The organism is Paenibacillus agaridevorans, from assembly GCF_003112455.1.
Lineage (GTDB): Bacteria > Bacillota > Bacilli > Paenibacillales > Paenibacillaceae > Pristimantibacillus > Pristimantibacillus agaridevorans.
The window spans coordinates 169754-185674 of record NZ_BDQX01000356.1 but is presented as its reverse complement, the minus strand read 5'-3'; the positions used below and the strand labels follow the sequence as shown (position 1 = coordinate 185674).

16 protein-coding genes are annotated in these 15921 nt (G+C 50.2%); 6 read left to right on the top strand and 10 right to left on the bottom strand.

Features of this window, described 5'->3' with window-relative positions:
• The first annotated feature begins 91 nt into the window (after nucleotides 1-91).
• Nucleotides 92-1288 (top strand): magnesium transporter CorA family protein, encoded by a 1197-nt coding sequence (locus PAT3040_RS28185; protein ID WP_181376889.1) that lies wholly within the window; start codon nucleotides 92-94, stop codon nucleotides 1286-1288.
• Nucleotides 1289-1337: 49 nt separating this feature from the next.
• Here PAT3040_RS28185 and PAT3040_RS28180 read toward each other — a convergent pair whose 3' ends face one another.
• Nucleotides 1338-2309, bottom strand: a complete 972-nt coding sequence (locus PAT3040_RS28180) for a Gfo/Idh/MocA family protein (RefSeq protein ID WP_108995294.1) — start codon at nucleotides 2307-2309, stop codon at nucleotides 1338-1340.
• A gap of 183 nt (nucleotides 2310-2492) precedes the next feature.
• Here PAT3040_RS28180 and PAT3040_RS28175 point away from each other — a divergent pair, with 183 nt between their 5' ends.
• Nucleotides 2493-3314 (top strand): lipase family protein, encoded by an 822-nt coding sequence (locus tag PAT3040_RS28175; RefSeq protein WP_108995293.1) that lies wholly within the window; start codon nucleotides 2493-2495, stop codon nucleotides 3312-3314.
• A gap of 20 nt (nucleotides 3315-3334) precedes the next feature.
• Here the strand turns inward: PAT3040_RS28175 and trhA are convergent, their stop codons facing one another.
• From trhA to PAT3040_RS28135, 8 genes are all read right to left on the bottom strand, one after another.
• Nucleotides 3335-3982, bottom strand: coding sequence for a PAQR family membrane homeostasis protein TrhA (trhA, locus tag PAT3040_RS28170; protein ID WP_087572565.1), 648 nt, complete (start codon nucleotides 3980-3982; stop codon nucleotides 3335-3337).
• Between the two features lie 56 nt (nucleotides 3983-4038).
• Nucleotides 4039-4737 (bottom strand): lipase family protein, encoded by a 699-nt coding sequence (locus PAT3040_RS28165; RefSeq protein WP_108995292.1) that lies wholly within the window; start codon nucleotides 4735-4737, stop codon nucleotides 4039-4041.
• Nucleotides 4738-4800: 63 nt separating this feature from the next.
• A complete protein-coding gene (locus PAT3040_RS28160; protein WP_258235197.1) occupies nucleotides 4801-6237 on the bottom strand; it encodes a glycoside hydrolase family 26 protein in 1437 nt (478 codons plus the stop codon).
• Nucleotides 6238-6393: 156 nt separating this feature from the next.
• A complete protein-coding gene (locus tag PAT3040_RS28155) occupies nucleotides 6394-6594 on the bottom strand; it encodes a hypothetical protein (RefSeq protein WP_087572562.1) in 201 nt (66 codons plus the stop codon).
• A 75-nt stretch (nucleotides 6595-6669) separates the two neighbouring features.
• On the bottom strand, nucleotides 6670-7602 hold the full coding sequence (locus PAT3040_RS28150) for a TRM11 family SAM-dependent methyltransferase (RefSeq protein WP_258235193.1): 933 nt from the start codon (nucleotides 7600-7602) through the stop codon (nucleotides 6670-6672).
• Nucleotides 7603-7611: 9 nt separating this feature from the next.
• Nucleotides 7612-8004 carry a LapA family protein gene (locus tag PAT3040_RS28145; protein ID WP_108995290.1) on the bottom strand — a complete coding sequence of 131 codons (393 nt, stop codon included), beginning with the start codon at nucleotides 8002-8004 and terminating at the stop codon, nucleotides 7612-7614.
• A gap of 299 nt (nucleotides 8005-8303) precedes the next feature.
• Nucleotides 8304-9338 (bottom strand): NADH:flavin oxidoreductase/NADH oxidase, encoded by a 1035-nt coding sequence (locus PAT3040_RS28140; protein ID WP_108995289.1) that lies wholly within the window; start codon nucleotides 9336-9338, stop codon nucleotides 8304-8306.
• A gap of 95 nt (nucleotides 9339-9433) precedes the next feature.
• Nucleotides 9434-10003 (bottom strand): C40 family peptidase, encoded by a 570-nt coding sequence (locus PAT3040_RS28135; protein ID WP_087572558.1) that lies wholly within the window; start codon nucleotides 10001-10003, stop codon nucleotides 9434-9436.
• Nucleotides 10004-10334: 331 nt separating this feature from the next.
• On the opposite strand from PAT3040_RS28135, the gene PAT3040_RS28130 reads away from it, so the two are divergent.
• Both PAT3040_RS28130 and PAT3040_RS28120 read left to right on the top strand, forming a co-directional pair.
• A complete protein-coding gene (locus PAT3040_RS28130) occupies nucleotides 10335-11345 on the top strand; it encodes a hypothetical protein (RefSeq protein ID WP_108995288.1) in 1011 nt (336 codons plus the stop codon).
• Between the two features lie 301 nt (nucleotides 11346-11646).
• Nucleotides 11647-11886, top strand: a complete 240-nt coding sequence (locus PAT3040_RS28120) for an NHLP leader peptide family RiPP precursor (RefSeq protein WP_108995286.1) — start codon at nucleotides 11647-11649, stop codon at nucleotides 11884-11886.
• A 172-nt stretch (nucleotides 11887-12058) separates the two neighbouring features.
• Here the strand turns inward: PAT3040_RS28120 and PAT3040_RS28115 are convergent, their stop codons facing one another.
• Nucleotides 12059-13990, bottom strand: coding sequence for an ATP-binding protein (locus PAT3040_RS28115; protein ID WP_108995285.1), 1932 nt, complete (start codon nucleotides 13988-13990; stop codon nucleotides 12059-12061).
• Nucleotides 13991-14249: 259 nt separating this feature from the next.
• Between PAT3040_RS28115 and PAT3040_RS28110 the strand changes: the two genes are divergently transcribed.
• Together PAT3040_RS28110 and PAT3040_RS28105 are read left to right on the top strand one after the other, a co-directional pair.
• A complete protein-coding gene (locus tag PAT3040_RS28110) occupies nucleotides 14250-14648 on the top strand; it encodes a (deoxy)nucleoside triphosphate pyrophosphohydrolase (protein WP_108995284.1) in 399 nt (132 codons plus the stop codon).
• 387 nt (nucleotides 14649-15035) lie between these two features.
• The coding region (locus PAT3040_RS28105; protein ID WP_181376887.1) for a copper amine oxidase N-terminal domain-containing protein at nucleotides 15036-15921 on the top strand (886 nt) is incomplete at its 3' end.

Genomic DNA, 15921 nt, shown 5'->3' with positions numbered 1-15921 from the left:
TTGGGGCAGGTTCGGGTTATGATGAAAGGTAGCGATGTCAGTATCGGAGAAAGATGTAAATGGTATGAAATGATAGAGGGGAGAGATGCCGATGATCCGTCAATTGCTCACGTTTCCTTCCGGCTGGGAGTGGCATGTGCTGCAGCAATCCGCCGATGCGATGCAGCCCAAGCAACCGCTCCCGAGCCGGAAGAACACGTCCTTGCCAGCTCGCGCACCGGAACGCTTGCGCCCCCTCGGCAATTCATCTTCATCGAATACGGATGGCACGGACCCTTCTCCCCGGCAAGAACTGTCCGAATTCAAGAGACGGTTCCCGGAATGCGCGCAGTGGATCGACCATAGCGAATCAAGAAAAACGAATCATATTCTGGTTTACAATTCCGAAGATTCAGGAACCATACTTTGCGGGACGCTTATGATTCAAATTTCGGATGATGCCTCGGATATCGGGCCGTTTCACTTCTGGGTTTCACGCCATCGTCTCGTATCCATCTATGAGGACATGCGGCTTCCCCTGAGATTGCAGCATGAATCTCACATCACCAAATATGGCGAGTGCGAGCTCGCTCCAGAAGCCTTTTTCATCATGATCAGCATATTGCTGGGGACGTTCCACAACGGACTGGACGGTTTCGAGCGAAGGCTCGGCGAGCTCGAGCAGACGATGAGGCATCGGAACCGTACGGACTTGCTCGACGTTATTTTTGACCGCAGATACGACCTGCTTCACTGGAGCCACCTCTTTATTCCCATCAGGGAAGTACACGCGGCGGCCAAGGAGGCTTTCGACGAGGATCTGATGGAGACGGACGGGTTCAAGCGGATCTCGCATAAGCTGGAGCGAATCGAAACGCTGCTTAAACATTACGCGCTGGAGATCGATACGCTAATCTCCATGGACGACGCCATCTCCAGCTTCCGCGGCAATGATATTATGAAGACGCTGACGATCTTCACGGTGCTTTTCTTGCCTGCAACGGTTATTGGCGCCATATGGGGAATGAACTTCGAATGGCTGCCATGGAGCATTCAGCATTGGGGCTTCCCCCTCACGATGAGTTGTACGGCCGTCATTACGATCGGCATCTATTGGTGGCTTTGGCACAAAGGCTGGACCGGCGATCTGCTCGTTAAGAAACGCGAGAAACCGCGGCTGATGGAGTCGGAAGAAGAGCACGGCAGCGAACGCAGCCGCTCCGCCACTCACGGACGCAAACGCAAAAAGCCGCCGGGCAATCCCCCTGACGGCGCGCTGGGACAGAAATCCCGGAGAAGTCGGACCTGATACCATGTGCGGTATACAGGAACGGAGCCTCCGGGATTTTTTTGTCGAGCTATTCGATAACGACCGGCAGTCCTGTACGTGCGGACCGATTGGCTGCCATAGTAACGCGATGCGTTAACCAGGCATCTTCGTAGGTCGAGAGAATGCGGGATGTATCGCCTGTCCGTACGGCATGGAGGAACGCGTCGTTCTCGGACTCATAAGGATTGCTGCGATTCTGATATTCGGTCACTTGACCGGATACCTTATCGATGAACCCATTGCCGCCGATCTCCATCACCCCTGTATTGGTATAGAGGTGCAGACCGTTATGACCTCCTGCAGGAATCGCGCATGTATTGCTGATCGTTGCTACGGCTCCAGACGCCAGCTTTAAGGTTACCGTGCCGACATCCGGAACGGTTACTCCCTCTTCTGTACCGGCCACGATTCGATCGCCATACGCTGCATACACTTCCTTAACTTCCCCCGCCGTATAACGAAGAAGATCGACGATATGCGTCGTCTGCTCGACGAACTGGCCGCCGGAACCTTCCATGGAACGCCACCAGTAGACGCCAGGCATGCCTCCCATCCAATAACCAAGAGCCATGCCGATAGTACGCTCCGCAAGCAGCTCTTTGGCTCGGGCCGTGCCGTCCATATAACGGAAATGATAGCCGACGGACGTAATAAGCGACTTGTCCTTTATGCCTTGCAATATCGAGCCCGGCACTTCTTCGTCGACTCCGATCGGCTTCTCCACCAGGAAAGGAATTCCTCGCTCGATCAACTGTTGCTCAATGTCGCCATGAGCGAATGGCGGCACGCATATGTATACCGCATCCAGCTTGCGCGCATCCAGCATATCCGATACCTCCGCAAAACCTTTTGCATCATGAAATTTGCCCGCTGCCTCGTCGGCCTTCTGCTGCGATGTCGCCGCAAATGCCGCAACGTTGACGCCCTCCAGCTTTGCAAGCTTCTCTGCATGCATGCGGCCGAACCAACCCGTTCCGATAATCCCGATCTGCAATGTCATGTATCCTCTCCCCTTCTTCTCAGGACTCCTTAGCCGCGGCGGCTCCCGCCTTGGTTGAGACCATTATAAGCGACACTGCCGGCCCGCGTCCATTTGTTGGGCGCCTTGGTACCTATCCGCATTCGCCTACATACTATGTTGGATGAGAGCCACACTGAACGAGGCGAAGCGGAGGGATGACCCATGAACGAAGGCAATGTCCCATACTTAAACAGCCCCAAGCCCGATCTGGAAGCAGCTATGTTCCTGGCCGGCATTTGCGGTCAAACGTATGTACAATTCAATAACAAGGAAGACGGCTTGTTCCTTGTGCCCCGCAGCTATTCTCTCGTGGGAGATATTTGGGCAAGCGCTTACGAGAGCCGGCCAGAACGATTCGGATTCGTCCTTCAGTCGGAGCAATGCGCCATTCTCGCATTTCGAGGGACCGGCTCCGCCGTTGATTGGGTATCGGATTTCATCGCGCAGCAAACGCCCTATCGTCCTGTCCGCAATGCCGGGCAGACTCATAAGGGCTTTACGGATATCTATATGTCGGCCCGCGACAGGGTGTTCGAATTGGCGGGCCTGCTGCCGCAAGACCTCCCTCTGTTTATTACAGGCCACAGTCTTGGCGGAGCGCTTGCTACGCTTGCCGCGCTGGATATCGCCCGCAATACGCCATTCCGTTCTCCTGTCGTTTATACGTTCGGAGCTCCCCGCGTAGGAGATCCCAGGTTCGTGCAGACCTACAATTATTGTGTTCCGACACACTGGCGCTTCCAGAACGAACATGACATCGTTCCCCATCTACCGCCTCTTGTTTACCAGTCGCCCCGCACGAAACAAACCTACTTTTATCTTCACGTCAAAGGCGAGGTGCCCCGATCGTTCAGGATGGGGTCCGTGTCGGGCAATCATATTCTGGACAGCTACTTCGAGGATCTGGCTAAGGAGCAGCCGGTCGTTGCCGCCGCGATGTGCGCGGAGCCTCCTGGCTGGTGCCCGGATACGGGGGAGATGTAAGCAAAAAAAAGACCGACTCATCAGTCGGCTGGCAGCACATATAAGATAATGGCAAAAAAATGGACGATGGAGCCGCCAAGCACGAACAGATGCCATACGGCGTGATGGTACGGAAAGCTTCGCCATACGTAGAACACCGTTCCGACCGTATATAACAGGCCTCCCGCTATTAGCAATTGCAATCCTCCCGGCGCAAGATGCGTCACGAGCGGCTTCCAGGCGAACACAATTATCCATCCCATTGCGATATACAGAATCGTCGATGTAACCAGAAATTTGGAGGCGAAAAATGCCTTGAATGCCGCTCCCGCGATAGCAACTCCCCACACGATCCCAAAAAGCGCCCAGCCTAACGCGCCTTGTACGATATGGAACAGGATAGGCGTGTAAGTGCCGGCGATGAAGACATAAATGAAGGAATGATCCAGCGATTCGAATACTTTTTTGGCCTTGCCCGGAGGAAAGCTGTGCACCAGCGTCGAGGCCAAATACAAAAGCAGCATGGCCGAGCCGTAGATGGTAAAGCTGACGACATGGGCAGGCGTTCCCTTGATCGACGAAAAGACGATGAGCAGGACAAGCGCCGCAACGCTAAGCAAGGCGCCTATGCCATGCGTGACCGCGTTCGCGATCTCTTCTCCCTTGGAGAAGGTATGAGTATTAGCCATGATTCAATCAACTCCCGATAGCAAGTAAGTGCGAACACTACCTCCAGTCTATCGGATTAGAGCCACCCTTTCAACCAGGCGCCTACCCGGCCGATCGTCTTATCCAAGTTGCATACGGCTTCCGTATCGACGAACGGCTCGGAATTGCGGAAGTAATCGGCGTGTCCTCCGATAACGGGAATCCCTTCGACATAACCAGGCGCGTACTTGAACCGGCTCCAGCGAGGCACGGATCTGCCCTTGCGGATCCACCCTCCCCAGGTGCCGATGCGCGTAATGGGATCGTTCTGCTTCCCGTCCCTGTCGATGGAATGGAAGTAACTCACCTTGTCCTGCAGCCGGGGGTGAATAGGCGTACGAGGCGATCCAACCTGTACGACGCGAAAATCGCGAATCATTCCGTTCTCCTCCAGCATTTTAGCCGCCTGATAAGCGGCTGCGCCGCCCCCGCTATGTCCAATAAGCAGGAATCTGCCTTCTTCGTCCTTCATGGAATCCTTAAGCTGCTCCCATACGTTGCGCCCGCCGATCCGTCCCGCTTTCATTCGGTTGGACAGATCGGAGCGAACCTCCAATACTTGTCTGATTACGCTTCTGCTGCAATCCCCATACGGGAACAACACCCGGATCACGGGATCGACTCCCTCCGATCGCAACTGCGTCTCCAGCTTTTCCTTGCACGCGTTGAACGCGCAGGTTGTTGTTTTTACGCCGGCCAACAAATAAACGTGAAGCGGGGATGATTGGACCGCCATATTCGAATCCCTCCATAAGCAAAGATGATGGTTTACCCTCATTATGCGGGGACTCGCCTTGTTTCATTCTTCAATTCGAATGTCAGTATCGACCACTGCAGCCTCGTAGCCCAGAGCGCGTACCGTCTCAAGTACGGCAATAGCTTGAAGCTTCCTCCTGATCGCCGCGCCTTGCGAATTGTTGTAGCCTGCCTCGACCGATCGCCGTATGACCTCGGTTGTTACCGCGATCGTCTCGTGTCCCTTCTTGCGTTCGATTATTACGCGCTCCTTGCCGTCGCTCCCATTATTGCCTTGCGGCAATCTTGACAGCCGGAGACCCAAATAATCGATAAAGAAGGATTTATCCGCATAGACCACGCCATTAGACTCGAATAACTTGCCTCTGAACGTATACGACTCTCGCCGCCGCGTATCCCCATGATTTACCTTAACCGCTATGTCCGACGCTGAAGCCGCCCGGGCTCCATAATAATCCGAAGCCGTCGCTTCCTTGTATGTGTCCAGCAGCGTCTGCTGACCTGTAATGCTGTAATCATTGACCCTCCGTGCGGGGTTGAAGGCCGTTGTATTGTTGACGTCAAAATAATACACCGCCTTCAAGCGCGGATATAGCCGCTCAAGTGAGCCGTAGAACCGCTTCAGCTTTGCGGCCGCAAAGGCGACATCCGTCTTGCCGTCCGTCGCGCTGTAGTGGCTGGCGCCGAACTCGGAGACGGCGATCGGCTTCGTACGGCTGTACCGGTTATAAACCGCATTGAGCAGATCAAGCGGATCTTCCTGATGCGCAGCATAGTTGCGGTCGCCGTTATGATACCTGACGCTGTAAATGTTGACGCCAACCCAATCGACATAATCGTCGCCAGGATAATAATCCGCCATCGGCTTCTCCGGCATCGCCAGCACCGACCACAGCATCGCCGTATCTGGCGCCTCTTGTTCGAACACATCGTGGACGAGTCTCCACTTCTCCTTGTACAGCTCCGGGTTGCCGCTGTATGCCGTCCAGTTCCCGTTCATCTCCGATGCGAACCGCAGCAGAATCGGGACACCGCTAGCTTTTGCCTGACGAGCGAATCGGCGCAAGTAACCGTCGTCCTTCACCTTGTCGAGACCCTCGTTCGGCTCCCATGCGATATGGGGGAATGCTCCCGCCTTCACCACGTCCCGCACCCATTGCACGGGAAAGGGTTTCCCATAACCAACGTATTTGAAGAAGCTGGCATGAGTCCTCCCCGTGGTTTCGTTAAAGCGGTCCATACTTTGTCCGATGAAGTCGTCTTGCAGAACATACGCGCCCAGATAGGCTCCGGTTTCAGGCTCCAGCTTGGCGCGAGTTACCCGATCCTCGGACGGCGTATACCGAAGCGTCCATTGGTTCCCTGGACTGTCGTTTACGTCCGGAGCGGCTAATACGCTTTCATATTTAGGGACGGGAAGTGACGGCGATAGAAATAACACCGCGCTTAAGAGAAGAAGCTGACCGATACGCAGGTACATCAATAGCGAGTATCCTCCTGTCGTATATTCTATTCGTGCCGAACCGCCCGCGTGACTGGACAACGGCCTAATTTCTACAGCATTCGCCAATTCCCGCTTAATTATTCCCGCAAAAAAAGAACGCCCCCGATAAGCCGGCATGGCGTTCTTGCTCGGTTATACACCCATCTTCTTGCGCTGGTTGTTAACCTTCTTCGTATTTTGGCTTCTGAGCTCTTGAGTGCCCGTTGAGTAATTTTTCTGGCCAGGCAGACCTGATTGTCCCTGTTTCTTCTGGGCCAGCAATTGCTTCGCCCGCTCCGCTTGGGACAGCTTCTTCGGCTGCTCTGCGGCTTCGTTCTGTTCGTTCGCAGACATAAGGTTCACCTCACTTTTATAACCCGCATCTTCCTTATTCTACTACACTTATAAACCGCTTGAAAGTACCTTTGCTTAGCATCGCGCAATCGAGGATACAAATCCGGTCTCCATCAGCCGGAGCTGTATATCTTCCGTCGTCACTACGACTGCTCTAGCCGCCATTCTCCTTAGCGACATCAACATAGCGTATTGCTCCTCGCTTGGCAGTACCGAACACAGATTGTAGGGCATATCAAGCACTGCTGCGTCATACTGCTTGCTTACTTCCGTCATATCGCCTTTGACGACAGCATTGCCCGAATAACCGAAATGCTCCAGATTGACTCTGGCCCCTCTGGCCGCAAGCGGATTAATCTCGATGCCCTCTGCGCGGACCCCCATCGACAGCGCTTCGATCAATACCGTCCCCATACCGCAGCACGGATCAATAAAAGTCCTGTCGTGAGGAGATGGACCGATCGCGATGTTAACGAGCGCTCTGGCGGCGCGGACAGGCAGCGCCGTAGAATAATTTTGCGGCTTGGCTTGATGGCTCAGCCATGTTCCATCATTGTCTTCGCATGGTCCGAACAGCCATTCTCCACGATACTTCGCAACGCCGAACTTAAGCATGGGAGCATGCATATCCGCCTTCCCTAGCAGATAACCTCCTGCCTGACGCTCAATGGCGCGCTTCTCTTCGTAGCTGTGACGCTCATCCCCGACTGTATAATAAACCTTGAACGTCTGCCCTTGCAGATCCCAGCCGCCGAGCGGGCCAGCCAGCCCTTCGAGCGTTGCCGACCGAAATGCCGCATCCATTCTGCGCTTGAGGAACGGGCTACGACTGACGGAGATGGCGGGTCTATCAGAGTCGTTTTCGTTCTGCCGATATTGTGCCACAACTCCCGCTTCCGGCTTCTCACCGAACAGAACTCGCAGTTCCAGCCCGCACAGCTCCGCCTCGTCCTCGTGACAAGCGTAATTATACAGGCGGGCAATCCGATTTTCCGTCATTTCAAACATCGTTATGTCTCATTCCTTACGATCCTTCTCGACAAGGGCATTTCCATTATCCGCCGATTCCTCTTCCCATTGCGTATCGGAAACGAGCGCCGTCCCCGCGTTAGCGTTAGGACCTGCATCGCTTGCGAACGTGGCTTCGAACGGTTCGGATTGCTCTGCCTGCTCGGCCACACTCTTCTCCAATGTCTTCACTTGACGCTGCAGCTTGAAGATCCGGAGCATCCCGAACAGCCCCACTGTCAGTCCTCCCAGCAAAGTGGATACCAAGATGACGAGAATAAGAGGAGTTGACGTCTTCGCGAACATAAAGTTTACTTCCACTTGTTCGACGTTAATGACAGCGAAAATGGCAATAACCAGCGCGAAAGCAAACGCCGAGATCAGCATGCCCTGACTTTTCATATGACATCCTCCTGCACCAGCTTTACATTAGAGTCTCATAAGTTGGCCAAATAGTCTAGCGTTGATCCCTGATCAGGAATGCAAAATACCGCCCTTCCCGATCACTGCCGTTATCAGGCTGATTAATAAAATGGCAAGCAAGACCAAACGCTCCTTGCGGCCGATTCGGCGTTTTCTCTTTCCTTGTCTCATTCTTATTCATCAACCTTTCATGGAGTCTTGAAACAACAGTAGCCCCCATTTTAACAGCCGCAACTAAACATTTTCTCAAAGTGTTCTTCTAATGATTATGTTGCGAATTAGAATCCCCGCTCATAGGGCTTCGGTACCGCGGTCTTATAATTGCCGCCGCTGGCCGCTATGGCATGCAGCGCCCAGTATGGATCGCGCAGCAGCCCGCGGGCGACTGCGATCAGATCGGCTTTGCCGCTGGCAAGCGCTTCGGAGGCAACCGCAGGATCGTCGAGCATGCCGACCGCGATAACCGGGACCCCCAGCGCTTCCTTAACCGCCTGCGCCGCATGAAGCTGGAAGGCCGGCTCCACCTTGGGGCGGCGCTCCGCGCTAGGCACCCCTTCTCCGCCAGTCGAGATGTGAAGCAGATCGACGCCCGCCTCCAGATAGGCGCGGCACAGCTCGATGCCCGTCTCGATGCCGTATCCGCCTTCGGTATATTCCAGCGCCGAAATCCGGAATAACAGCGGCATGTCTTCCGGCATATTGTGCTTAACCTCAGCGATGACCTCGCGACCGAACAAGGTGAGATCGCGGCCATATTCGTCGTCGCGTGTATTGCTGCGCGGCGAATGAAATTGATGAATGAGATAGCCGTGCGCGCCATGCAGCTCGATCGTATCGAAGCCGGCTTCGACGGCCCGACGAGTCGCTTCGCCGAACTTCAGCACCATCGCCTTGACCTCATCCGTCGTCAGCTCTCTCGGCGTCTTCGAGCGGTCGTCGAACGGGATGGCCGATGGCGCGACCGGTGACGGATCGTCCGTCGCCTTGCGTCCCGCATGGGCGATCTGTATGCCGATCTTGGCGCCGTGGCCGTGCGCGGCGTCTACGATTCGGCGGAAGGCCGGAATCTGCTCATCCGCCCATAGGCCGAGACAGCCGTCCGTTATACGGCCGGCAGGCTCGACGTTCGTCATCTCGACGATAATCAGCCCTACGCCCCCTACGGCGCGGGATACATAATGGACATAATGCCAATCCGTCGGCGTACCATCCTTTTCGTGCACGGAGTACTGGCACATCGGCGCCATGACGGTCCGATTGCGAAGCTCCAGGTTTTTGATGCGGAATGAAGAATCCAAGGTTGTTGTAGACATCATTATCCCTCCTGGCATTAGCCATTGCCTTGCCTAAATAGCATACCACAAGTTCGCTTACAAAAAGAAAGGAGATCCCGAATTTCGGGATCCCTCTATGCCGTGCGGAACGCGCTGGCGGCGGCTATGCTGTTTTGACACCCCACGTATGAGTGCAATTGACCGTGGTAGACTAATTCGAGCATGGATGTATGCTGCAGATCGCCTGGCGTCACGAGGAGAGGCGACTTATCGATCAGTTCCATGCCGCTTCGCTGGAACATCGTCGCCACGAACTGCGAGCAGAAGTACGAATATTTGCGCTCCCATTCGATATTAAAGACAACGCCGAGCATGCCGACCAAATTATATTTGTACAAATCCTGATTCTGCTCGAAATGCTGCACCTGATTTCTCAGATTATTGTAGACCGTTTGGCTGACTGTACAACGATATAAGGCGCACATGGATTCTTCGAAAAACGAGCTCCGCACATCTTCACGCACAAAGCCGCCGAAGAATGGATTGTTGGGATTTCTTCTGCCGAAACTGTACACTTCCTGGAGATCCGGATCGAAGGCAATGGATGCGTGATTAAGCGGGTCCTTCGTGAACGTTCGTATAATTTTGGTCAAAACTGTCCCCGTGTCCGTCAGAAGCACGTAAATCTCTTTGTCTCTACTCATTAAGATGACCTCCACATTAAAGAACTATCGTCTGGTATTAACTTTAATGCAGGAGAAGGTTTCGAAGAACCTTCTGAGGTAATAGAAAGAACCCCGACTAAGGTCTAGTTTCATATGGATGCATAGATGATCTTGCGCCACCTCCACAATCAAATCCATTTTACTGGATTTTTTACATTTACTCAACAGGTAGTTATAAGGTAGTTGCAAGAAGCCGTGCGCAAAAATTCCTCCTAATCTTCCATAATCTGCATCCAATTTCCGACTATCGTGGTATAGTATTTTTGAACTATATCATCATTTTAATAGTCCGAAGGGATGATGTCAGCACATGGAATGGTATGAACGGTACAAGCCGCGGATCAGGAACGTATTCGGCCAAGCTCTGGAGACGATCGGACGTTTCCCGCCCCCGATCCACGAGCTTGGAATAACCTATGCGGAGAAGTTTAATCCCGCCAACCAGGACGGCGGCAAGGATTACATCTGCATGCTGCTGCCGTATTGGATGAAGGAGAAGGCAGAGATCTCGGAAGAGCAATGCGGACAACTTGCGCTTGCCAATGTATATGGCATGCTCTACTTTTTTATTCAAGACGATGTAATGGACAGCAAAGTTGCAGGCGGCGACTGGAAGTCCCAGCTTGCCCTCGGCAGTCTTCTTCAACAAGAGATGTTTTGGATCTTCCGTGCGCTCTTCCCTTCCGACAGCCCGTTCTGGCGTTACTACGACGGTTATGTGCGGACTTGGGCAGACAGCGTCGTAAGCGAGGGGCGCGGCAACTACTTCCTAACAAATCCGCTGCTCACATCGGGCAAAGCCGCACCTGTCAAAATAAGCGCGGTCGGCGCTCTACTGCTGGACGCAAGCGCTCCTTCTACTTCGACTGAACAACGGATCGCCTTAACCGAAGAGGCCATCGATATCGCTCTTATGACGCTCCAGATGCTGGACGACTGGGCCGACTGGGAAGAAGATCTCGCGGACGGCAGCTACAACGGACTTCTGGCGATGATTGCGGCGGGGTGGAACGGTGACTTTTCTGTCAAATCCGTACCGCCTTACAACACGGAAGGACTCACGAAGGAGCGAATCGAGGCTGCGATTTATGTACGATGCTGCATGAAGCCTTACGCTAATATAGCCGGCGGTTTTCAAGATCGCCTTCTCCAGAACACCAGCGCGCCAACCGATCTGCTCGCTTTTAATGCCTACATGATAGACACTCTGGAATCTATTGCGAATCAGCACGAACAGCGTAAGCGGAAGCTATTAGGAGGCGGAATTAATTTGTTATTCGAGAAGAGAAATGTCGAAACAGGTAGAACAACCTGTTCCTGAAGATATTGACCTCGAAGCTGTGACCGAATCGTCAAAGAAACTTTATCCGGTTGTTCCTTCTGCCCCAGATGTTATGAAATTGAAAGCCCTAAAGAAGTCCCGATATGGCAATAAATTTAGATGTTCAGGAGCAAAAAACCACTACTATAGTAGTGTTTTCTTGCTTCTGAACATCTATCAAGTAATGCAAGAGTCACTCTCTATTTTTTTAATAGTAAAATAGTAGTGGTTTCTGTCGAATTTTTGTGTTAACATATCTTTGAAAATAATGAACACATTTCAATTAGGAAGGGTGTATTAAATGGATGCTCAAGATTTAAAAAATCAGATTATTGAAAAAGCATGGAGTGACCCGTCTTTTAAGAAAGACCTACTATCCAATCCCAAAGCTACAATTAAAGATGTGTTTGGTGTAGAGGCGCCGGAAGAAATTAACTTACATATTTTAGAAGAGACCGCAAATGATTTATACCTAGTTCTTCCTCAAAATCCATCCGATATATCTAGTGATGAAGATGTTGAAGGAGCAAGATGGTTGTAGAGTTAGTTGAATACACTAACGATATTTCTAAGTGCCGAAGTCATTAAGACATTCGGCACTTTTTCAAAAAAACTATAGAGTGCTGAGAGTGCATCTATGATAATACGTGCTCGCTGGAACACACTAATGCTGGTAAACTCTTTTGCTAAAATCGATTTTAGCAAATGTTTTTTTACCTATCATCATCATGCTGAATTGCAGGAATCTGAATGGTAACTTCAGTTCCTACCCCTATTTCACTACTAAATTTAATTATCCCTTGCATCGCTTCAATAATTCTAAATGTGACCATTAACCCTAAACCCGTTCCTTTTGATTTCTTTGAATAGTATGGCTCTCCAAGTCGTTTTAAATCCTGAGCTTCTATTCCCTCACCGTTATCCTTAATAAGAATTTCAATGATCTCTCTTTTCGTTTTATAAACATGAATGACTACTTCTCCGTTCTCATTCAATGCTTCAATGCTATTCTTTATTAAATTTATTAGTGCTTGTTTAAACTTCGAAGAATTCCCTTTTATAAATAATTCCGCTTCAGCTGTTACAGTAATCGTACTCCCTTTCAAGTTCGCCAATGGAGCCAAAATCGCTTCAATCTGCATAATTTCAGTAACTACATTCAGTTTATTCGACTCAACTAGATCAGGTTTAGCAAAGGTTAAAAAATCAGTTATAATCTCAGATGCTCTATCAAGTTCATTTATAGCTAATGTAGTATAAGCTTTTAATTTTTTCTCAGTAATTTTCTCACCTATAATTTGCAGAAATCCTCTTGTAACTTGTAATGGATTTCTAACTTCATGTGCGATTGAAGCTGCTAGATGACTAATTAATTCTATTTTTTCCGATCGTTGAAGTTCATTATTATAAATTTCAATTTGCTTGCTATATTCTACGACAACTTCATAATTTTTCATAATCCGACGAACAAGTACTAGAATTAGCGATGCTAAAAAGAAAACTACTCCAAACTTCCAGTAATTCATTTTATATATTGATTCACTGAGTAGATACCAGAGTACTTCTGCTAATCCTATAACCAAAAAAGTCCCTAGTCCTGTAGCCATGATAATGGCTTCTTTATCCCCCATTAAACAATAATGCAGCATTGAAAATAATAATATCATGTTGCCTATAATAATAGTTGACCCTAAATAAATCATACTAAAAGTTTGGTATATTCCATCAAAGTAATCATTTGATAAACTAATTATTAATAATGAAAAGCTAAATACCACAAGTGGAATCTGTATTTTGTTAAGTTTTTTTATTATTTTATAAGGTCCTTCGCCGAAAATTTTCTCAAAAAAAATGAGCAATGAAGGTAGTAATAGAGTTGATGCAACATCAAAAGAATAATAGAACAATTTACCGAACTCGGGATAAAATCTATCCATAAAAGAAGAGTAACTTAAAATCATTATTCCAATAGAAAGCATTACGATAAATAATGAAGTCCATCCAGGCATAAAGGATCTATTTAAAAATGCCGCGCTAATTATCATAAAAAATGATATAAATACTAGTGAAAAACCAATGATAATATCGACCAAATCCGATCTGATTGTTTCCTTGAAAATGAAATCAAAATTTTGAACAATAACAGCCTGCTGCAAGCCCAGCCTTTCGAACTTACTAGATATATGTATGTAAATAATGGAATTTGATTCTTCGGCGGAAAAAGGTAGTACGATATTGTTTCTATCAAACGCATAATTTCTTTCAGTATTATAAATAATTTCATCTTTACCCATGTGTATTTTTACATTTTGACCATATAATTTGTTTATTTCGAGTGCAGGCCGCATCTGAGTCAACTCCGGCAAGCTGAACTTAATCCAAGCCGAATCTATCCCTTCCGGCACGCTTGGATACTCTCCATCGGAATGCACTGTGAACCAACCGGCGTTGTCCGACAATGAGCTAACTTCTTCGATTGTGAGCGACTGACCGGACTGCTCCCAAAGCATCTGCCACTCGGTAATGATTGTTTGGTCGTCACTCTGCCCTTTAGCGGCATGGATAGATGGTGATCCCGTAAAGAATGCTCCAATGAACGAGATCAGCGCAACAAGCGATATTAAACCTTTTTTGACAACTGCCATTCCCTTCACCTCGAGCCATAATATTCATCCCTGTGCGCTTGTAATATTTTTCGACATTCTTCGGCAAAATTTACCTATTATTATTTTCCGCTATGTATCAAGGAAATACAACTACCATTTGGAAACTATTTTTAAAATTTATGAGAAAGTGTGGGTTTCGCGCATAGGTACTGGTACTCATTGAATTATAGTTCCGAAGTCATATATGATGAAAGCAACGTGAAATAGGATTATGTGAACGGAAAGGCGCGATGAAGGTATGAAAATGATCATGGTTGCAGGAGCCGTTATCCGCAATGAGCGTCAGGAGATCTTATGCGCGCTGCGTTCCTCCCGGATGTCCATGTCGGGACTATGGGAATTTCCTGGTGGCAAGCTGGAACCCCATGAATCGGCAGAGGCATGCCTCATTCGCGAGATTGAGGAGGAGCTTAGTTGCCTCATCGAGGTTGGCTCCAGCATCGAGGATACCCTCTACCAATATCCAGAGATACAGGTACGCTTGTTGACTTATTATGCGACAATCAAGAGTGGCGTTCCCGTCCCAAGAGAACACGAGAAGCTGATCTGGCTTCCTGCTTCGGAACTTGATGGGCTGGAGTGGGCGCCTGCCGATCTTCCAACGGTTCAACGACTAATGAAAGGTATGAATGCGTAACTAGCGGCTTAGTGGCGATGGTGCGGCCTCATTATCCACAGTCTTGTTATTATCGCCTACAGTAACTCGTTCGCCTACTTTTGGGATCCATCGGCGGTATTAACGCCTATGGACGCTCATTAGAGTTACTTTACGGGACATCGGCGTTTTTAACGCCTACAGTCGCTCGTTCGCCTACTTTTTGGAGCCATAGGCGGTACTAACGCCTATGGACGCTCATCAGAGTTACTTTTCGGGCCATCGGCGTTTTACTCCGAGAATCCCGTTAAAATGTGCCAACAACTCGCAACATATTCCATTTTCTCCGCGTCAAGATGGTAACATCCATGACATTCAGACAGCTTGAAGGGGTCGGCGTCCATACAATCGTCAAAGGAGGATTCGAAAATGAAAAAGAAGGCAACGATAGCAGCGTTTCTCACACTGCTGTTATGTCTGTCGCCATTCACCGGCGGGGCGTTCAAAGAGGAAGTTGTCGCCCAAGGCTCCATCGAGGTCTGGGTGAAGGGCAAACCATTAGAGTTGGCAACGCCCGCTTATATCCATAACGGTACAACCCTGGTGCCGCTGCGCGAGATTGCCGAAGCTTTGGGAGCCAAGGTCGAATACGCCGAAGCCGCTGACGGCTCCGAGAAGGTGACCATACAGAGAGAAGGTCGCAGCGCGGCAATCACCATCGGATCGGCAACAATGACGACAGACGGGAAAAATGCCAAGCTTCCACTTGCTCCGCGGATTGAGAATGCCATAACGATGGTGCCGCTTCGCGCATTGTCAGAAGCGCTGGGCACGGTCGTCGCTTGGGATGGCGCGAAACGGCTCATCACCATTGATGAACCAAAGCAATTGCCAACCGTAGGTACAAGCAAGAAGCTGATGGAACTGCTGCAAGCCTCAATGAAGTCGCAGAACAAGTTAACAATTACGGCGACTGCAGCAGCGGAGACGTCCGCCTCCCTCGGGGGAGCGGATTCCGGTTCTGCAGCTCCTAGTCCGGACATTTCTCCTCCTTCCGACGATCATTCCACGACGAACGTGCAGGTAGACGGCGTGGACGAGGCGGATTGGGCGAAGACGGATGGCGGCTTCGTCTACCAGATCAGCGGCAGCAGAGTTATCATTAGCGATATTGCCGACGCCTCGAACCCGAAGCTGGTCGCCGTCCTGGAGTACGACGCCAAGGAAGGCTTCCAGCCGCAGGAGTTGTATGTCGACGACAAGCATCTGATCGTAATCGGTCAGAAGAGCATCTCTACCATGACGCCGCATGTCA